Annotated in this window: 10 protein-coding genes; 7 read left to right on the plus strand and 3 right to left on the minus strand. The window is 51.6% G+C overall.

Annotated elements, in window-relative coordinates; all coding sequences use genetic code 11:
* Positions 1–17: 17 nt before the first annotated feature.
* A complete protein-coding gene (locus Q0577_RS12865; protein WP_298736884.1) occupies positions 18–9,407 on the minus strand; it encodes a gliding motility-associated C-terminal domain-containing protein in 9,390 nt (3,129 codons plus the stop codon).
* A 757-nt stretch (positions 9,408–10,164) separates the two neighbouring features.
* Here Q0577_RS12865 and Q0577_RS12870 point away from each other — a divergent pair.
* The 5 genes from Q0577_RS12870 (at position 10,165) to Q0577_RS12890 (ending at position 18,296) form a co-directional block, all read left to right on the plus strand.
* Positions 10,165–12,729: a hypothetical protein gene (locus Q0577_RS12870; RefSeq protein WP_298736886.1), complete on the plus strand. Its 2,565-nt coding sequence runs from the start codon at positions 10,165–10,167 to the stop codon at positions 12,727–12,729.
* Between the two features lie 44 nt (positions 12,730–12,773).
* Positions 12,774–13,682 carry a transglutaminase domain-containing protein gene (locus Q0577_RS12875; RefSeq protein ID WP_298736887.1) on the plus strand — a complete coding sequence of 303 codons (909 nt, stop codon included), beginning with the start codon at positions 12,774–12,776 and terminating at the stop codon, positions 13,680–13,682.
* A gap of 31 nt (positions 13,683–13,713) precedes the next feature.
* Complete coding sequence (locus Q0577_RS12880; protein WP_298736890.1) at positions 13,714–15,567, plus strand: chloride channel protein; 1,854 nt, start codon at positions 13,714–13,716, stop codon at positions 15,565–15,567.
* Between the two features lie 23 nt (positions 15,568–15,590).
* On the plus strand, positions 15,591–16,199 hold the full coding sequence (locus tag Q0577_RS12885) for an NAD(P)H-dependent oxidoreductase (RefSeq protein WP_298736893.1): 609 nt from the start codon (positions 15,591–15,593) through the stop codon (positions 16,197–16,199).
* Positions 16,200–16,394: 195 nt separating this feature from the next.
* The gene (locus Q0577_RS12890) at positions 16,395–18,296 is read left to right on the plus strand and encodes a monovalent cation:proton antiporter-2 (CPA2) family protein (RefSeq protein ID WP_298736896.1); all 1,902 of its coding nucleotides are present in this window, start codon (positions 16,395–16,397) and stop codon (positions 18,294–18,296) included.
* Between the two features lie 5 nt (positions 18,297–18,301).
* On the opposite strand, the gene Q0577_RS12895 is transcribed toward Q0577_RS12890, so the two are convergent.
* Positions 18,302–18,565: a hypothetical protein gene (locus Q0577_RS12895; RefSeq protein WP_298736898.1), complete on the minus strand. Its 264-nt coding sequence runs from the start codon at positions 18,563–18,565 to the stop codon at positions 18,302–18,304.
* Between the two features lie 80 nt (positions 18,566–18,645).
* Between Q0577_RS12895 and Q0577_RS12900 the strand changes: the two genes are divergently transcribed.
* Complete coding sequence (locus tag Q0577_RS12900; RefSeq protein WP_298736900.1) at positions 18,646–19,200, plus strand: cupin domain-containing protein; 555 nt, start codon at positions 18,646–18,648, stop codon at positions 19,198–19,200.
* 6 nt (positions 19,201–19,206) lie between these two features.
* Here Q0577_RS12900 and uxuA read toward each other — a convergent pair whose 3' ends face one another.
* The gene (gene uxuA, locus Q0577_RS12905; protein ID WP_298736903.1) at positions 19,207–20,382 is read right to left on the minus strand and encodes a mannonate dehydratase; all 1,176 of its coding nucleotides are present in this window, start codon (positions 20,380–20,382) and stop codon (positions 19,207–19,209) included.
* A gap of 80 nt (positions 20,383–20,462) precedes the next feature.
* Between uxuA and Q0577_RS12910 the strand changes: the two genes are divergently transcribed.
* A complete protein-coding gene (locus Q0577_RS12910) occupies positions 20,463–21,719 on the plus strand; it encodes an ectonucleotide pyrophosphatase/phosphodiesterase (RefSeq protein ID WP_298736905.1) in 1,257 nt (418 codons plus the stop codon).
* The last annotated feature ends 38 nt before the right edge of the window (positions 21,720–21,757 follow it).

A 21,757-nucleotide genomic window follows, 5' to 3' on the forward strand; every position in this document is an offset into this window, starting at 1 on the left:
ACGGGAGCTGAATATGATTAGCGGATAACAGTGACGTTGCCTTTTCTGTTGACGGTTGTGCCATTCTGCAGTTTCGCGATAACGATGTATACATATACGCCGGATGGCTGTATTTTTCCATTCATGGTGCCGTTCCAACCCTGGCGCTGGTCTTTGGTCACGAATACTTCCTGTCCCCAGGCATTGTAGATATGCATTTCCAGTGAGGCAATGGTATTGCCGTACACCAGGAATACATCATTCACACCATCGCCGTTGGGACTGAACATATTGGGTATGAACACCTGGTTGCCTGCCGGGTTGGTAGCACTGCCGGTAACGGCAGCAGACAACTGGCTGGTCTGGCAGCTGTTGGTATTCAGTGCCCGCACCACAAGGCTTACCGTCTGGTTGGGCAACAGTTCGGAGATCTTGTGTGTAGTACCATTGGGGCCTGAACTGGGCGGTACAAAGGTGGCGCCGTTATCAGTACTTACTTCATACCTGGTGGCGCCTGCCACACTGTTCCAGCGGAAGGTAATGGATGTAGCCGTGGAATCACTTACTGTTATCACTGGCGTGGCAAGCGGTTGCAATACATCTACCGTAACCGCCTTACGCGTTGTGCTGGCACAACCGCCTGCAGTTGCTATTTCTACATAATAAGTAGTGTTCTGACTCAGCGACGGCGTTGTGAATGTTGCGCCGGTAGCCAGCTGTGTGCCGCCGGTGGGAGTACTATACCAGCGGAAAACCGGGTTAGTAACGGTGGGGGCGCTGGCTGTCAGTGTAACAACGCCGGGGCATTCCGGATCAGGCACATCTGTCACAATATCATTTGCGTTGGGTGCGCCTACCGTTATGCTCACAGGCGTACGCTCGTTGCTGGCGCAACCGCTGCCATTCACTGCTTCAACATAGTATTGCTGGTTAGTGTTAATTGCACTGGTTGTAACAGAAGTACCCGTTGTAACAGGTGTGCCGCCGGTGGGTGAAGTATACCAGCGATAGGTAAGGCCTGCATTGGGGCTCTGTACCTCCAGTGTAGCCGTCTGACCCGGGCATACCTGCACATCTGCGCTGCTCACCTGTGGTGCAGCCGGTACATTATTTACAGTAACGTTTACGGCCGTACGGCTCACGCTTACGCAACCGCCACCACTTGCTGCTTCCAGGTAGTACACCGTATTTGCAGTACGGGGAGGTGTAATATATGCATTACCCGTGAACAGCGGCGCGCCGCCGGTAGCAGTGCTATACCACCGGTAGATCAGACCTGCTCCGGGGTTCTTTACAGTGACTACAGCGCTTTGGCCATTGCAGACAGTTACTGCATCTGCCAACGGTGCATCCAGGGTGTTAACCACGGTAGCCGTAACCCCTGTTCTTGCGGTGCTTACACATCCTGCGTTAAATGCGCCCTCTACGTAGAAGGTAGTGGTACCAGACAGGCTTGCGGTGGTATAAGCCGTGCCTATTGCCAGCAAGGTGCCATTAGCTGGCTGGTCATACCAGCGATAGCTTACTGCAGGATCAGGGTTCTGAATATTAAACGTTGCCGTACCACCTATACAGGTCACTACATTGGCTGAAGTTACCACTGGTGCAGGTGGGGTGCTGTTAGCCTGTATGCTCACCCTGGTCCTTGTTGCACTGGCGCACTTATCGTTCAGTACAGACTGTACATAGTAATCCCTGGTGCCGGTTACCGCTGCCACAGTATATACCGGTCCGGTGAATACCAGGCTGCCACCGGTAGCTGCATCGTACCACTGGTAGGTAAAGCCCGGCTGCGGGTTCTGTACGATCAGGGTTGCATCCTGGCCGCTGCAGACCTTCACAAGACTTGACACTACCACCGGTGGTGTGGTATTGTTGGCCACTGTGATCCGGTATACATGATTAGTGTCTTTGGCACCACCTTGCAATGTTCCTTCTACCAGGTAGGTAATGCTGGCATTGAGCACCGGCGTAGTGAATGACGTACCGGTAGCTACCAGGCTGTTATTAGCGGTATTGTACCAGCGATAAGTAGTGCCGCCCTGCGGGTTCACCACATTCAGCGTGATGCTGCTGCCTGTACAAAGGGTAATGTCTGTAGTATCGCCGTTGTTGCCACCGTTGTTATTCTTCTTCACGGTCAGTGCTGCACGGCTAGCGCTTACGCAGCTACCTGCGCTGGCTTCTACATAATACTGCGCACTGTCGGCAGCCAGCGGCGGTGCGGTAAAGCTGGGGCCTACTGCCAGCGGGTTACCGCCGGTGGCTGTGCTGTACCACCTGTACGTTATTCCCGTCTGCGGATTGGCGATGGTAAACGTAGCCGTTTCGCCCAGGTTAACGCTTTGCTGGCTGACCGTTAATGCCGGGGGCTGCAGGTTACTGATAGTGGTCACGGTAGCAACTGCACGGCTGGTGCTGGTACAGCTGCCTACAGCGGCTCCTGCATAATATTTCACACTATCCTGCCCGGCGGGCGGTGTTACCGATAATGTAGTACCAGTACCTACCAGGCTACCGCCTGTGGGCGCGTCATACCAGTTGTATGTGAGCCCTGTCTGCGGATGCTGTACCTGCAGCTGTACGGGGCCACCGTTACAGCTTACTACAGCACTGTTAACCAGCACCGGTACTACCGGCGGATCAGTAACTGTAATCGGGTATACCTGTACCGTATCCCTGAAGCCGCCTGCAAATACCGCCTCGAGTCGATATGTAGTATTTGCATTCAGTACAGGCGTAGTGAAGTTAACACCTGTAAATGCAAGGCTGTTGTTTGAAGTGTTGTACCATTCATAGGTAGCACCCGCCTGTACACTATCTACTGTAAGGGTGGCAGCAGTACCACGACAGATAGTGATAGCAGCAGTGTCGCCACCCGGGGTACCACAATTGCGCGCATTCACTGTAACGGGTACACGTACGGGGTTGGGACAGCCATTGCGGCTGGTTTCAATATAGTAGGTGGTAGTGGGCTGTGTTAATGCCGGGGTGTTGAAAATACCGCCGGTGAATAATGCAGCACCTCCGGTGGCGCTCGCATACCATTTGACGGTAACACCGGCAGTATCTGTTGCTACCAGGCGTGCAGACGCTCCCAGGCAAAGGCTCAGGGAGTCTGTAGCTGCAGACGGTCTGGCGGGCTTCAGGATCTGTTCTGCATGAAACACTTCCATAGTAGTGAGTGCGGTGAGCACACCGCCAATGCTTACATATACCGCATCATAATCTGCCGGTGCAGCAAAGGAGGCTGTAAATTTATTCCCGCTCAGCAGTTGCAGCTTCAATACGCCCAGGCCGCCGTTGAGGAACAGCGGACTACCTGCAGGAGCGCCGCCGTTGTAGGTTTGTACCCTTACCCCACCCAACAGCTGCACATCTGCGAGGCCGCCCGGCAGTGCCAGTGTGAGACGGATACTATCACCCGCAAGACCTGGCTGCTGGAAGTTCAGCACCTGTCCTATATAACCTAAGCCGATGTTTGCACGTACCTGGGATGCTGTTGCGGCATCGCCATCAACTGCGTTGGTCGGATCTGTTACACCACACAGCAGGCAAATACTGATGGGCGCTGTATAAACGGGGCTTTGTGTAGTATTGGCAGTATAACAGGGTACACCACCGCCGTCGCTTGCTATCACTATAGCTTCCGCACGGGCAGGGCTGGTACAAGCACCCGCACTGGCTTCCACATAGTACCTGGCAGTATCGCCGGTGAGGGCCGGTGTGGTGAAAGTAGAACCGGTATCCAGCGGAGTACCGCCGCTTGCTGCGCTGTACCATTTATAAAGCACACCAGCCTGGGGGGTTGCAATGGTGAAGGTGGCAGCAGACCCGGTGGTAGTCACTATTTCCGGCGCCACCAGTACAGGCGTTGCCAGGCTGCTGGTAACGGTTAACTGGTAGAGGCGGATCGTATCTCTTACACTGTTCTGAGTGGATACCAGTAGGTAATTCACACTGGCACTCAGCACCGGTGTCGTAAAGCTGGTGCCTGTGAATACCAGGCTGTCGTTAGCAGTATTATACCACTGATAAGTAGCACCGGTGATGATGCTGTCTACTGTTAATGTTGTGCTGCTGCCAGCGCAAAGGGTAATGGCAGTGGTATCTGTTCCGCCGGAACCGCCGCAGTTCGTTCCTACAAACACGTCGCCTTTGGCGCGGCTGCTGCTGGCGCAATCACTGATACCTGCTTCCACATAGTAGCTCAGTGTATCTGGCGCGGCGGACTGGGGTACAATATTCAGCACTGCGCCGGTGTCTACCAGGTTGCCACCCACCGGAGCATCATACCAGCGGTAGGATAGGCCAGCCTGCGGCGTTGCTACTGCCAGTGTGGCCGTATCACCTGCGCAGCTGCTGGTGGTAGCATTTACCAGCTGCGGTACAGCAGGCGGCGTTACCGTTCTAACGGTAACCGGCACACGTACCGGGTTGGAGCAGCCGTTACGGCTGGATCCTATGTAGTAAGTAGTAACTGGCTGGTTCAATGCCGGTGTGTTGAAGATACCACCGGTGAACAATGGAGCGCCGCCAGTGGGCACGTCAAACCATTGAACGGTAATACCCGTGGTATCTCTCGCTACTATTCTTGCGGAGCTGCCTGCACAAACCACGAGCGAGTCTGCATCAGCAGCGGGTTTGGCCGGCAGTATGATCTGTTCTGCATTATATATATCCAGCGCGGTAACTGCCGTCAGCAGGCCGCCCAGCGTTATCAGCACGGCATCGTAATTACCCTGTACAGGTAATACGGCGACGAATTTAGTGGGGGTAGCCAGGCTGAGCCGCACCAGCTGGGAGTCAAGGAATACAGCAGGACCAGAAGGGCTGCCATTGTTATAAGGCTGTACCCTGATAGCGCCCAGCAGCTGTACATCTGCAAGGCCGCTAGGCAACCCGAGTTGCAGGCGTATACTATCGCCGGCTACGCCCGTCTCGCCAAAGTGCAGCATCTGCCCGATAGAGCCGGTGCCAATGGTGGCGGTAATCCTGGAGAAAGTAGTTGTATCGCCATCTATGGCGTTAACAGGGTCTGTTACACCACAAAGCAGGCACAGATTCAAAAGTCCAATATATACCGGGCTTTCCTGGGCACTGGCGTATGTACATGGACCACTGCCCGGGGCATCCGTAAGCCTTATCACGGCACGGGTGCGGGGACTTACCTCATTGGAAGCATTTACTGCTTCTGCATATACATACCCATTGGCAGTTACAGCCGGGGTGGTATACAAGGTGTCTGTACCCAGCACGGTACCGCCGGAGTCTGTATTATACCAGCGGTAAGTAAGCGCCGGATCAGGATTGGCGATACGGAAAGTAGCCATCTGACCTGTGCTTACAAAAGCAGTATCCGGAATGATCACCGGCGCTGCGGGTGCGGTAGAGATTGTAACGTAAACGGCAGTACGTTTGCTGGTGCAACCGGAAGAATCAGCTTCTGCATAGAATACCGATGCTGAATCTATTGCCGGTGTAATAAACTGTGTACCGGTTGCCAGGGCAACGCCACCCGTATCAGCGGCATACCACCTGTAGGTATATGCCTGTTTGGGGCTTACTATGCTGAAGGTAGCCGATTGTCCCTTGCTTACTTTAATTGTTGAAGGGGTAACCGCAATATCCGGCAGGCCCAGTTTAACAGCTACCGGCGTGCGGTGATTGCTGCCACAGGCGGCAGATCCCGTGGATACTGCTTCCACAAAGAAAGTAGTATCACTGGTAATATTGGTTGCGGTGAAGGTAGTTCCTGTAAATAATGGGGTGCCGCCGGTATATTCCGCATACCAGCGGAAGGTAGCGCCGGCGGGTGATACTGCATTGAATGTAACACTGCCACCCGAGCAGGCGCGCAGTATGCTATCCTGTACCCTGGCATCAGGCGCCGTTACCTTGGCATAATGAATCCGGAGATTGGATATAGCTGCCAGCAGGGCGTTAAACTCTATCTTAACACTGTCAAACGCAACGCCAGGCGCAATGACCAGTTCTGAATAGGAACTGTCATTTGGTAAACGCAGCAGGAGTAATGAGGGGTTATTGATCTGCTGCACCTGTGTATTACCGTTATACAGGGTAAAGCTTAAACCGGTGAGCAGGCCCAGATCCAATACCTGTGAGCTGGAGCTTACGCCTACACGCAGGGTATCAGCGATACCGCTTACTGACGGGAAGCCCAGGCCCTGGAATACACCACCCAGCAAACCAATGCCTACACGCAGTTCAGAAGATGTGAGCGGGTCGCTATCTACGGCAAGCTGGGGATTTATAACGGTACATCCCAGGCAGGCAACGCCCGAAGTACCTGCAGCCTGGTTAGTGGCGGCACCGCAAGCCAGCTCATTTACGGCGGTTACCGTAACAGGCACTGCAGTACGGATCAAACTATGCAGACCGTCTGATGGTGAGTAGGCTTCTACATAATAGGTGGTATTTTCCAGTAACGGTGGTGTGGTAAAGTCTGCGCCGCTGAATACCGGTGTACCGCCGGTGGGCGTATCATACCAGCTGAATGTGGCATCCGGTATGCGGGGAATGGCCGCAGTAAAGCTGGCGCTTTGTCCTGCAGGTATACTGTCTGTAGTGGGATTTACTCTCGTTACCTGTACCGGCATCATAGCCGCTGCTTCTCCTATATACAGGCCGCCTGCCAGTCCAACAAGTGAAACCAGGTCTACCTGTGTACCATCAAATGGCTGGGTAGCGGCAAAGGTTATACGGAAATGATTGAGCCCATCGCTTGCACCCAGCAGCTGAAGATTGATCAATGCAGGGTTGAGGGTGGCCGCATCGTTGTTGGAGGTGTCGCCACGGAAGGTCTGTACCTGTATCCCGCTGAGCAGACTGGTGTTTGCCAGGAGGTCTGCTTCGGTTGACAGGAACAATACGATGCTGTCGCCAGCCTGGTACCCTGCCGGGAAGCGGATATACTGACCTACAGTAGAGGCTATACCCAGCGGCATTGTAAGCCTTGAGCGGGTGCTGGTATCTCCATCCACTGCCAGCTCCGGGTTCTCCACGGTACATAACGCACAGGCGAGGCCACCGGTTCTGGGGCTTTCCTGTTCTATGCCGAAGGTCCAAAGGGGGCCGTTACCACCGGCCACGATCACCTGTGCGGCTGTACGGTGGAAGCTGCGTTTGCCCGAGGAATCTACCGCTTCCACATAATAGGTGGCGTTGCGGGTAAGCGGCGGCGTAGTCAGTACACCGGTAGCCAGCGGAGCACCGCCTGTGGGCGATACATACCAGTTGAAGGTAGCATCCGGTACGCGGATGGATGGTGTGAGTGTAGCCGTTCTATTATAATTCACAGTGGCCGGTGAGGGGCTTACCGTTACCGGTGTCATGGCCACTGCTTCATAGAGTTTGAGTGGCTCTGACAAGGAAAGGGAGGCGGCCGGGGCCAGGTTCACCCTTACTGCATCAAAGGTATCCTGAACAGGTATTGTTACTTTAAATTTCCGGTTATTGTCTATGCCCAGGCCCAGTAGTTCCAGCCTTACCACGGATGCATCCAGCCGTACTTCATCATTATTGGGGGTACCGGGACCAATGATCGTGTTGTTATAGGTTTCCACACTTATACCCGGCAGCAGTTGGCCGGTAAGTATGTTGTCGGGAGTTTCCATTATCAGCACAATACTGTCGCCGGGGTAGTACACTCCCGGGAATTTTACCAGCTGGCCTACAGTACCCAATATGCCTACGGGCATTACGAAGCCTGAAGCCGTAGTGGTATCACCATCAGCCGCCAGCAAAGGGTTGGTGACGGTGCAGCCTACACAGGCCACACCTCCTGTAAGCGGGCTTTCCTGCTCATCGCCATAGATCCAGATGGGCCCCGGACCGCCACGCGCAATTACCGTAACCGGTATACGTGTATAGCTGGTCAGACCATCAGCAGGTGTAAAGCCTTCTACATAATAGGTGGTTGTTCTGTTCAGGGCGGGGGTAGTGAAATTTGCGCCGGTGAAAACAGGACTACCACCGGTTGGGGTGGTATACCACCTGAAGGCGGTGCCATCCAGCCGGCTGGAGGCAGAAAGGGCTGCTGTTTGTCCTATATTAATGTGCGGGTTGGCGGGGGTAACCGTTACCGGTATTTCGGCAACGGCTTCATAGATCTTCAAAGATCCCAATGCTGCCAGGGCAGAAGTAATGTTCACCTGTACGGCGTCAAAATCGTGCGCTACAGGCAGCGACACCCTGAATTTGCTGGTGCTGCCGGTGCTGATGCCTAACACCTGCACTTCTGCCAGTGGATTGTTAAGGAAAATTTGATCATTATTGGATACATCGTCCTTATAGCTTACAACATTGATCCCACCCAGGAGTTGTGCGGATAGCAGCTGACCGGGCACTTCCAAATCGAGCACGATCCGGTCGCCGGTCTCATAATTGCCGGGGAAGTAAAGGCGTTGTCCCAGGGTAGTAGCAATCCCCAGCGGCAATAGCAGCCGGGAAGCAGTGGATGTATCGCCGTCAATTGCCATAGCCGCTGAATCTACGGAACAAAGCGCGCAGGCAAGGCCGCTGGTAACGGGGCTTTGTTCGGTATTGGCATGGCTCCAAAGGGGGCCGGGCCCCTTCACAACGTCCACCGTAACAGGGGTTCGGAGATAACTGGTGATATTATCGTTGGTGGTGGTGGTTTCCACATAATAGGTGATAGTACTGTCTAATGCCGGGGTGTTAAATGTGGCGCCTGTAAAAACAGGGCTACCACCCGAAGGGGTGGTGTACCACTTAAATTCGGCATTGGCTAAACGGGAGGAGGCGGTAAGGCTGGCCTGCTGCCCGCTGTTGACAACGGGATTGGCCGGACTCACAACAGGCGGCACACCTGCTATTGCTTCATAGATCCTCAGATTACCCAGGGCCGCAAGTGCGGAAGTGATGTTCACCTGTACGGCATTGAAGTTCTTTGTAACAGGAAAAACAGCACGGAATTTATTCGTACTGCCGTTACCAAGACCCAGCAGATCTATGGTCACCACATTGTTGTTCAGAAAGGTCTGGTCGGCATTGGATACGCCATTATTATAAGTCTCGATATTGATCCCGCCCAATAGTGTACCTGATACCAGCTGGCTGGGCACCTCCAGTTCAAGCGCTATGTAATCACCTGCGAGATAGTCGCCCGGAAAGTTAAGCCGTTGCCCTAACGTAGCGGCAATACCCACCGGCAGAACAAGCGTAGCATAAGTGGTAGTGTCTCCGTCAACAGCTCTTGCCGGGTTCTGTACAAGACAAAGGAGACAGGCAAGGCCGCTTGTAATGGGGCTCTGCTGCGTGGTGGCAGTGCTCCACAGCGGCCCTGCAGCCGCTCCGGTTACATAGGGGATGGTAATATCTTTCCCTGAAAAAGGGGCGTAGGGATGCCATTTAAGGTATGCGCGCTGCCAGTTCTGCATCTGCATGGCGGCATCAGGTCTTGCTGCATCAGGGCTGCTTGCATAAGCGGATGTTGCCGGTAAACCAATTAACCCGAAAAGGAATATGACAACAAGTATAAAAGCCCTCAAGGAGCTTCGAGGAGTAACGTTTAGATGCATAGCAATAATTGGTTTGGGTTCTTTATTTTAATGTGTTCCGGTTTTCACCATTTATTGTTCCAAACGCTGGCAAGGCTATGAGAGAGGGGAATCAGTTGCTGTTACTAGCTGGTATAACTGGCACGAATGTACTCTGAAGGCCGGGATTAAGGAAATTCATTTCATTCAGAAAGACAAACATGTTCAAACTATCCATTAGTTTGAAATTTGTTCTTTTTATTCATTTTTAGATATGCAGCAGGTAATATGCCCAGGAAGAATAAGTGAAGTCGTGTCTTAACTATAAACGCCGCTTTATCCGAAAAAATTATACCGCTGTTTCCTGGATTTCCCATTGCCCCTTCACCGGACCTCCTGCCTTATCCATGCGTTTTAGCAGTTAGTTGACCATTTTATACAAATTAATGCATAAACATATATGAGCTACCAATCATTTACTTAGATATGCCAGCAATATGGCAGACATGCTATAATTAAAAAATCAAATAATATATAGTAATGCCATTATGTAACCTGCACCTGATGTTAATTTTAAAAGCGGTAAATCTAAATGTCTCAGTCCTACGTAATTATTTGTTGAAACCGAAGACAATCCATTATCTAAAATCATTTATTGCCACCTATGATAGATCTATCCTATGATTTTATCATAACGCTGCAAAAAGAAGTGCTGCGAAGATTTGGAGTAGAAGTGATGTTGCCGGGAGACTGTAAGCACCTCTCACAATCCATCCTGGAAGCCACTACTAAACTGGTCAGCGAAACAACGCTCAAAAGAGTGTTTGGATTTGCCGTTGCGCAGCACAGCTTTTCCCGTTATACACTTAATACCTTATCACAGTATTGTAACTATAAAGACTGGGAAGATTTTCAAACCCACCATTATAAGCAACTCAGCGGCGACCTGGCCGTGGATAACGGCAAATGGGCCGACCTTAAGAACAAGGCAGATGCGGTGTCTCATTATACGATGGTGACGCTGAAGAACCGTTCCGGTGTTCCTTTTACTTCCACCGTTCCACGGCAATACTGTACGGCCCACATAGAAAGGTTTCTTGAAAGTGATTACGCAGCCACCGCTTTTATCGCGCCTTCCGGCTGGGGAAAGTCGGTCAGCCTGGTGCACCTTGCAGAACATTTTTGGTTTGGTAAAGAGGCCCGCTACAAACAGGACATCTGCTGGTTCATCCACGCACATGCCGCAGGCAGCCTGCTGCTGAAAGGCTTTTCCCTCTCCTCCTGGCTGGACAACCAGCTGAACCTGGGCAGCGGCGAAAACTTCCGGGAATATTTTGCCAGCCATTTCGACAAAAAGGGCGGCCGCCTGGTACTGATCATTGATGGTTTTGACGAAATAGCAGTAGCGGGCGACAAGCTACGGCTGATGTACACCAAACTGGAAGACTTTGTATATTCCAATGATCTTTTTCCCTGGGTAAAGGTGATACTGTCTATCCGCAGCAGCACCTGGGCAGAAATATTCCAGCATTCGGTACAGTACCCGGCTTTCCGCCGCTACTGGTACCTGGGTGCGGAAATGGACGAGGAGACCAATATCAACCTGCCCATGCTCACCGAACAGGAAGTTAAATCCATCTTATACAACCACCAGTTTGACCCCGCCACCGTACGCACTTTCAGTGAGCATTTCCTGCAAAAGCTTCGGTACCCGTACTACCTGCAGCTTTTCTGCCAGCTGAACACAGGGCCGGAACAATCCTTTGCAGACGAGCACCTGAGCCTTTTCGAGATTGTCTCCAAATTTGTACAGCAACGGGTGTTCAGCTCGCAGACCAATTCCTTCAAGATCAGGATCATTGAACAGCTGCTTTCACTTCTTGACTATGGCCGCGGCGGACAGTATACCGACAAACAATTGCTGCTGAACCAGAATTCCGATCTCTTCCCGGCCTATAAGGAGCTGCTGGCCGATAATATACTGGTAGAGGAAAATCTCAGCCAGGAGATCATGTTTAATGTAAAGGTGCGCTTTGCACATAACTTCCTGCTGGAGTACTTTACCGCCATGCACTTTATAAAGGAAAGCGGCCATCTTGTAGAAGAGCCTATACTGCAACAGGTATTACAGCATCTGCCACCTTCCACCTATCGCGCCAGCGTATTTAAATGGCTGCTGCGTTATGCCCTCAACAACGACCAGCCGGAGGGCATCCGCAAAATGTTCTATCTGCCTTTAACGAACATAGAAAAATCGTTCCTGCTGGAATACCTGGTGCTCCATTACCAGCACGAAGGCGACCGCCAGGTAGAACTGAAGACCATCTTCCCCCAGGGATATTTCAAAAAGCACCCCCTCAGTGAATTCATCAGCGAGGAATTCATGCACTTTGGCAAACGAAAAGTATTGGTGGCTTTAACAGGCCTGGCCGATGCACCGGAAGACCGGCTGAAGATCAGGAGCATCCTTTTCCGCATGTCATTGATGCAACTGGACGCCGAACAATGTGAACTGGAGCTGAACAACATTAAAAAGATCTGCACCAGGGAACCCATGGATGACAGTCTCTGGATCACCCCCTATGAAATCTACCTCTTCATTTACGAATACCTGAAATTCGGTATTGTTAATGAAGGCATTAAAGAAAAGATTTACAATTATACCCGCTACTGGAGCGGTTCCTCCCAGCCACAGTTCTCTGTACAGCAGGAGATCGTATACCGCAATATGGGACTGGTGTTCACCCTGATGAATGATTATGCCCACCTGTTCAATTTCAGTAAACGGCTGTTTGAGAACTATCCCCTGCTGCAATACCGGAAATTTGATTCGCTGCGGCAAACGCTGCTCTGCTGGCAGGCCTACGCCCAGCTTAACATGGGTAACCACCAGATGGCCGAAAAAATATGCCGCCACCTCGATGAGGTGCTGCGCCAGTCTTCAGCAGATCTTTACGGGGTGCGTTACCTGGAAACCATGCAAAAGATCGTCCTTGCAAATGTGCATTACAACAACCAGGAATATAACAAGGCCATCCGGGCGGCAGAAACAGCCATGGAAACGGCTCAGAAACAGGACCTTAAACTACTGGGACTCATGAACTTCTCCCTGCTGCGCAAAGTGTACAAGCGGCTGCAGATGGATAAGCAGTTGTTCCAGGCCCAGCAACAGATCGAGCTCATACAAAGAAGCACTTCATTTAAGCAGGTGGTTAAGATGTGGGAATAAAACTCTTCATTCTTGGCATAATTTTGCCTTATTTGCAAGGCAGAATGGCTATAGATGAAAGTAAATACACCAGCTTCCAGCAATTCCTGCTCAACCTGTTGAGCCTGTTGACCGTAATACCGCTGGCACCCTATCTGAACCGGTATATCCCGCAGATCGTAGCGGGTGGCTGGCACCTGGACATGATGGTGTCCATTATCCTGTCCTTCCTGTTCACCCGGCTGCTGCTGTGGATCTTCAAACCATTGATCATTCCCGCTTTCGCATTGGTAACAGGCATACTGGCATTCAATTACTTTTCAGGCCGTTACACTTTTAACAATGTACTGAACGACTATAAAGGCATGGTGCAGGGTAACTGGGGGGCAAAAGACAATAAAATGCTGGACATCCTCAGCCTGTACCCTACCCGCGTGGAAACCTACCGCGATAAAACGGTAAAGGGTATCAAAGACAAGGTTAATTTCAAAGACTCCCTGGTGCGTAATTTCTCTGTAAGGCATTCCCTGGAAAATTTTGACGAATACTTTCCCAAGTACGGAAAAACCGTGCGCTACCTGTCTCTTTTCCGGTATATCAACACCCATTTCAAATACGTGCAGGACTCCCGCCGTGACGAATACTTTGCCACCCCTCAGGAAACCATTATGAATGGCCTGGGCGGCGATTGTGACGACCATTCCATCCTTATGGCCTCCTGCCTGCAGTCTATCGGCGCCCGTTGCCGTATAGTGCTAATCCAGGGGCATGCCTATCCTGAACTTTACTGTGGCAACAAAGAGGATTTTGAAGCGCTGAAGCAGGCCATCGTAACGCTCTTTCCCAAACCTGCCGTGCGCGAGATCTATTACCATGAAATGAAAGGCCATTACTGGATCAATCTTGATTATACTGCCCGGCATCCGGGCGGTCCCTATATGAATGACAAGGTGTATGCACTAATAGAGTTGTAGCATCCACCTCTTAATCTTTACCTTTGCAGGCATGAGCCAATTCAACCGTATCCGGAAATATCACAGTTTCCTCCGGTTCAAACAGGATTTTGAACGCTACAGCGTTAAGAAAGCCAGAAGCTATGAGATCATTATTCACTGGCTGAGAAGTAAACTGAACCGGACCCAGTTCCTTATCCTTTCCGGTATACTTGTAGGCGGCGCCGCCGGTCTGGCCGGTGTAGCATTAAAAATGCTGGTGCACTACATTCACTATGTTATTACCTACAAAGTGCATTTCAGCACACAGGTGGTATTTTACCTGGTTTTTCCTTTCCTGGGCATTGTGCTGACCACCCTGATGGTGATCTGGTTCTTTAGAGGACAGTCCCGCAAGGGGATACCCGCCATCCTCTACGAGATAGCGCAGAACAGCAGCCTGGTGGCGCCCGTAAAAATGTACTCCCAGATATTGCAAAGCGCCATCACCGTGGGGCTGGGTGGCTCTGCAGGGCTGGAAAGCCCCATTGCCGTTACGGGAGCCGCAATCGGCTCTAACTATGCCCGTACCTATCACCTGGGGTACAAGGAGCGGACCTTGCTGCTGGCCGCGGGGGCCACTGCGGGTATTGCATCTGCTTTCAATGCACCTATTGCCGGGATGATGTTCGCCTTTGAAATACTGCTTACCGGGGTGGTATTTTCTGATTTCATTCCGCTGATACTGGCCGCTGTTTGTGGCAGTCTTTTATCCAAAGTAATTCTGCAGGAAGAGGCGCTCTTTCATTTTGAATCGCGCCTGCCTTTTAACTACCACAATGTGCCTTATTACCTGGTACTGGGCATCCTGTGTGGGTTTTATGCCCGGTATTTTGTTGTCATCTCGCAGAAGGTGGAACATTTCTTCCACCGCCTGCAATGGACCAACCTGCAAAAGGCAATGCTGGGCGGGGCCGTGGTATCGCTGCTCTGCGTAATAATGCCGCCGCTCTTCGGAGAAGGTTACCAGTCTGTGAAGGACCTGGTAAATGGCAACGCTGATAATATCATCCAGCATAGTTTCCTGCGGTACATCCCTGTTCAGAACTGGATCGTGCTGCTATTTGCGGGTTGTGTCTGCCTGCTTAAAAGCTTTGCTACTTCCTTTACCTTACATGCGGGCGGCAATGGCGGTAACTTTGCGCCGTCGCTGTTTGCCGGTGGTTTCCTGGGATACTTCTTTTCAATGCTGTGTGTGCAGCTGGGCCTGAGCGGGGTTCCGGTGATGAACCTGGTGATCGTAGGTATGGCCGGCGTGATGAGCGGGGTATTATATGCACCGCTGACCGCCATCTTCCTGATAGCCGAATCCAGCTCGGGATATGACCTTTTCATACCCCTGATGATCGTATCCACCACATCTTTTCTTGTAGGCAAATGGTTTTCACCCATTTCGCCCGATCTGAAAGACCTGGCGGAAGCAGGTAAGATCTTTACCCGGGAACACGACAGGAACATCCTGTCTATCCTGAAGATCGAGGAACTGATCGAAAAGGATGTGCAGCAGATCAACATCAACAGCAGTTTACGCGAGCTGGTAGAACTGGTTAAAGCAGGTAAACGCAACATGCTGGCGGTTGTGAACGATGATCAGTTACTGGAAGGCATTATAACACTGGAAGATATCCGACCCATCATCTTCAACCCTTCCAGGTACGACACCGTTTTTGTAAAGGAGCTGATGAAGGCCCCGCCGGCGGTGGTTCACCCGGAAGACAGCGCTGCGGAAGTGATCCGGAAACTGGACGAGGCTAATGTATGGAACCTCCCGGTAGTGGAAAATGACCGCCTGGCAGGGTTCGTGTCTAAATCAGGCATTCTGAACCGCTACCGGCAGTTGCTGCAGGAATATTCAGATGCGGAATAGCGAATAATTAACTAATTTATGGTATGGCAAAGATACTGATCCTCTTTGCGCACCCGGCGCTGGAGAAATCGCGTGTGCATGTAGGGCTGATCAACAGTGTCAGGGGAATGGAGGGGGTTACCCTGCATGACCTTTATGAAGTGTACCCTGACCTTGATATAGACATAGAGCGTGAACAGGCACTGCTGCTGCAGCACGACACCATTCTGTTTCAGCATCCCCTTTACTGGTACAGTGCTCCGGCCATTATCAAACAGTGGCAGGACCTGGTACTGGAGCACGGCTGGGCATACGGCCATACCGGTACGGCCCTGAAAGGCAAACGGCTGGGCAACGTGGTATCGGCTGGCGGCTCAAGGGAATCTTACAGCCGGGAGGGACACCATGGCTTTACGATCAACGAGTTTCTGCTGCCTTTCCGCCAGACAGCAGCACTTTGTAATATGCATTACCTGCCGCCCATCGTCATCCACGGAGCGTTCCGCATGGAAAATAAAGATTTGCCTTCCTGCTGCCAGTCCTACCGCCACTTGCTGGAAAGCCTGCGCGACAATCGTTTTACGCAGGCAGCCCTGGAGGGAGCGGAATACCTGAACGACTTAGCCCCTGCCGAAACAAAGGAGGATCATTAACCTTGATGCGCTTTAACTAACTATCCATGCGCTTTTACCTAAGCTTGCATGCGCTTTTAGTACGGATTACACTAAAGTAACATGAAGCTTACACGCCTGAAACATGAAGGTAAGACGAGGATAAGACTAAGTAAACACGAAGGTAGCATCAGGATAACACCCGATCAACATCAGTAACCGTAGAACGCTCACATTATGGACCAACATTCCTTTTTCTTCAACGCTTTAATATACCTGTCTGCCGCAGTGGTATTTGTGCCCCTTGCCAAGAAGCTGGGCCTGGGCTCTGTACTGGGCTACCTGCTGGCGGGCATTTTCATAGGCCCGAATGTGATGGCCTTTACGGGGTCGCAGGGGCAGGACATCCTGCATTTTGCCGAATTCGGGGTGGTGATGATGCTGTTCCTGATCGGTATTGAGCTGGAGCCTGAGCTGCTCTGGAAACTGCGTGCGTCTATTGTAGGCATGGGCGGTATACAGGTAGTAGCCACCACTGCGCTGGTGGCGGGGCTTGCCTTCCTGATGGGCCTCCCATGGCAGTCTGCCCTGGCTATTGGAATGATCCTTTCCCTGTCTTCTACCGCCATTGTGCTGCAAAGCCTTGAAGAGAAAGGGATCATGTCATCTGCGGCGGGGCAGAGCGCCTTTTCTGTACTGCTGTTCCAGGATATTGCCGTTATCCCTATGCTGGCAATATTCCCGCTGTTGGCTCCGGCGGGAGCTGCACCGCATACCGGGGAGCATACCTTCCGGGAAAACCTGCCCGGCTGGGAACAAACGCTGGTGGTAATTGGAGCGGTAAGCATCATCATCCTGGCGGGACGCTACCTGGTAAGGCCCCTGTTACGCGTGGTGGCGGGTACCCGTATCCGGGAACTGTTCACCACCTGCGCCCTGTTACTGGTTGTGGCGGTTACCGTACTGATGACAATGGTAGGACTAAGCCCTGCACTTGGGGCCTTCCTGGGCGGTGTAGTACTGGCCAACAGCGAATACCGCGCCGAGCTGGAAAGCGATATAGCGCCCTTTAAAGGGCTCTTGCTGGGTCTTTTCTTTATGGCGGTAGGCGCCTCTATTGATTTCAGGCTGGTGTTGTCTACCCCGCTGCAGATACTGGGTTTTGTACTGGCATTGATGCTGCTGAAAGGCCTGCTGCTGTTTGGGTTAGGAAAGATCTTCCGCCTGAGTAGGGACCAGAACATGCTTTTTGCCGTAAGCCTTTCCCAGGTGGGCGAATTTGCCTTTGTACTGCTTTCCTTCAGCCGGCAAACAGGGATTTTATCGCTGCAAACCACCAGTGTGGTTACCGCTGCTGTTGCCCTCAGCATGGCCTTTACCCCCCTGATGATGATGCTGTATGAAAAACTGCTGCAGCCACGGTTCACGGCCACGGAAGACGCTACCCGGGAGGCAGATGCCATTAACGTAAAGAACCCCGTAATACTGGCAGGCTTTGGTAAGTCCGGCAATATCATAGGGCGCTTCCTGCTGGCTAATGGCGTGCCCACCACCATACTGGATCTTGATTCTGACCGCATAGACCTGCTGCATAACCTGGGCATCCGCGCCTATTATGGCGACGCCTCCCGCTATGATCTGCTGAAGGCTGCCGGAGCTGAAGAAGCGAAACTGATTATCATCGCTACGGGCTCCATTGATCAGACCACGGACGTAGTGAAGGTGGTGCGCAAGCATTTCCCGGACCTCCAGATGCTGGTGAAAGCAGAAACCATTACAGACGTGTTTGACCTGATGGAACTGGGGGTGCTGAATATTTACCGCGAACCCCTGGATACCTCCCTGCGTATGGGTGCAGACGCGCTGCGGATACTGGGGCACCGGGCCTACAACGCCCGCCGTGCGGCCGCCACCTTCCGCCGCCATGATGAAAAGGCGCTGAAAGAGCTGTCTGCCCTGCGAAATGATCGGAAGTCCTACCTGAGCATGTTTAAAGAACGCATAGAAGAGATATCCATCCTGATCAATAAAGACAAGACCCAACCATGGAACAATGAGGCGGAAGGCTGGAATGAGCGTTCCCTGTTGGCAACGTCCGGTGATGAAGAAGATACAGCATCTGCCGAGCAGGGAACCTGAGCCTGTCAGGTGTTCTCCGGTGTATCGGTTCCAGCAAGATGCTCTTCAATACGGCGTGCCACATTTTCCAGTAAACCGGCATCTATATGCCCGGGATCTTTATGCGAATCACCTACAGCACGCAGTGTGCCTTCTTCATCCGGTTCGAAAGTGATGTCATGCTGTTCGATCTTCACCTTGTACACTGCCTTATACTGCTGCACCCAGGGCCGTACTTCCAGGATATGCGGCTGACCATTATGCTGAAACTTTAACAGGAAATTTTCCATACTATTTTTCCTCCCTTATCAAATTTAGTCTTTTATGGTACAAGAGTTGAGGCATCATAACATTTATAAAATCAGATCTTATGGCACAGCTTGTTTTATTATCCAGCGAAGTACAGCCATATTCCCTCAAAGATGATGGCACTTTTCCCAATCACGAGCACCTCCCGGTGTTATACTATCAAGACTGCCTGCAGGTGCCTGAGAATTTTGCAGCGGGGCCGGGCATTGAAGCGCTTTTCATGAGCAATAACTGGAGCGGTGTATGGCACAATGGTATATATGACTTTCCTCATTATCACAGCACCTCTCATGAGGTGATAGGCATTGCCGCCGGCCAGGCCAATGTGCAACTTGGCGGCCCACACGGCATAGTGCTGCCACTGAAAAAAGGCGATGTGGTGATCATCCCCGCAGGGGTATCGCACTGCTGCCTTGACAGCAGTACGGACTTTCTTTGTGTGGGCGCCTATCCACCGGGACAGGAACAGTATGACATTATGAAAGGCCTGCCGGGAGAGCGGCCTGATGCTGACGCACGCATTGCGCTGGTAGCTATGCCATCAACAGATCCTGTTTACGGGAAAGACGGACCGCTGTTCAACTACTGGATGGAATGGCGCAGGCAGAGCCTGTAAACGGCATTACCGCCCGTTTGCCATGCCACCGGCAATACCCAGCTCCATGCCGAGAAGGGCTGCCAGGCCTTTCATCCTGCCAATAGCGGTATACCCGGGGTTGGTCTGTTTATGAAGATCGTCCAGCATACGATGCCCGTGATCGGGACGAAAAGGAATTGGCTGCGATTGTTGCTGTTGCAGCTCCAGTAAAAGCTTCACGATGGTATACATGTCAACATCGCCATTCAGGTGATCTGCTTCAAAGAAATTACCATTTTCATCTTTCTGTACATTTCGCAGATGCACAAAATGCACGCGGTTGCCAATCATCTTCAGGATGGCAGGCAGATCGTTATTACGGCCGGCGCCCAGTGAGCCGGTACAGTAGCAGATGCCATTGGCAGGGCTGTTCACCGCCTGCAGTATAAAGGCAATATCGTCATAGCTGCTTACGATGCGGGGAAGGCCCAGTACATCAAACGGAGGATCATCCGGGTGAATAGCCAGTTTAATATTCAGCTTTTCTGCTACGGGTGTTACCTGCTCCAGGAAATATTTCAGGTGCTGACGCAGGTCATCACGGTTAATGGAGGCATAAAGCTGCAACCGTTCTTTTATACCGGGAATATCCAGCTTCTTTTCACTGGGAATGCCCAGCAGAATGGTATCAGCAATAGCATGTTGCTGCGCGGCCGTATATTGCTGCCAGCGCTGCGCTGCTGCTGTCACTGCAGCCGGTGCATGATCTTCGGCCGCGTTCTCCCTTTCCAGCAAATAAATATCGAACAGCGCCAGATCTGCGGGGTCAAAATACAATGCCTCTGCACCATTGGGTAAGCGGTAAGCTATATTGGTACGCACCCAATCAAGCACCGGCATAAAATTATAGGTAACGATACGGATATTGCAGGCGGCCAGGTTTTCCAGCGTCTGTTTGTATTTTTCAATATAGGCGATGTAGTCACCGGTCTGTGTTTTAATAGACTCGTGTACGGTAACGCTTTCAACCACATCCCAGCTGAGCCCTGCGGCTGCTATCAGCTGTTTACGTTCGTTGATCTCATCTACGGTCCATACTTCTCCGTGAGGAACGTGGTGTAATGCAGTAACAATGCCAGTGGCATCGGTTTGACGAATGTCCTGCAAGGTAACGGGGTCAGCGGGGCCGAACCAGCGCCAGGTAGGTTTTAGTAATTGCATAGCTGTGGAACTATTGGCTTAACTGAAATGTAATGTGTAAAATAGTAAATGATACCTAATTTTATTATTTTATTCCGGACATGACACAACGACTGCTACTACTCAGCCTTTTCGCCTGCTTATTCTTTTCTGCCTTTGCCCAGGACACTACGCAGCATGTAGTGCCGGGTCGCAGCAACAGCATTGCCCAGCAGCAAAAACCCTATGTGATCATGATCTCCATAGACGGTTTCAGGCATGATTATGCGCAAAAATTCAATGCGCAGCACCTTTTGCGATTATCTGCTGCAGGCGTACGGGCAAAGCGTATGCAGCCCTCTTTCCCCAGCCTTACTTTTCCCAATCACTACACACTGGCTACGGGTTTGTATCCATCCCACCATGGTTTGGCAGACAACCTGTTTTATGACAGTACACGAACCAGGCAATACCGTGTAGGCAACCGTACGGCGGTAGAAGACAGCTCCTGGTACAAAGGCACGCCATTGTGGGTACTGGCAGAGCAACAGCAGATGGTAAGCGCCAGCTACTTCTGGGTAGGATCTGAAGCAGCCATCCAGGGTACCAGGCCAAGCTACTATTTCGTTTATAATGAACGCACCGAAATTGACACCCGCGTACAACAGGTTGTAAAATGGTTAAGCCTTCCGGAAGAGCAACGTCCGCACCTCATCACCTTCTATTTTCCCGAAGTGGATCATGCGGGGCACGATTACGGCCCTGATTCAGACAGCACCCGCAATGCCGTACAGATGGTAGATGCAGCGATCGGAAAAATGGCTGTTGCCGTTGCAAAGCTGCAATTGCCAGTTAACTTCGTAATTGTATCAGATCATGGCATGACACTGGCAGATACCCTTCATCCACTCAGCCTTCCTGCGGGTATTTCGCTGGAAGATTGTAAGATTGCCGCGGGCAATGAAAAGATCATGCTGTATAACAACGATCCTGCAAGGGTAAAAACACTATATCAGCAGTTAAAAGCCGGTGCGAAAAATTACCAGGTGTTCCTGAAAGCAGCCACACCGAAACGGTGGCATTATGGCCAGGAAGACCGTTATCATCTTATAGGAGACATTATTATCCTGGCTGATGCAGGCCGTTCCTTTCCCAGGAAAGATGGACGCATATCCCCCGGGCATCACGGTTATGATAACAGCTTACCGGATATGCAGGCGGTATTTATGGCATGGGGCCCCGCATTCAAAAGCGGTTATACCAGGAAGGCTTTTGCCAATGTGCATGTTTACCCATTAATAGCCCATATACTTGGCCTGAACATAACAGAAAAAATAGATGGTGATCCTGTAGTTCTGAGAGATGTACTAAAGGATTAAGCCCATTATCTCAGAAACTTTATATTATCTTTAAGCCT

The sequence above is a fragment of the uncultured Chitinophaga sp. genome (assembly GCF_937898475.1).
Classification (GTDB): domain Bacteria; phylum Bacteroidota; class Bacteroidia; order Chitinophagales; family Chitinophagaceae; genus Chitinophaga.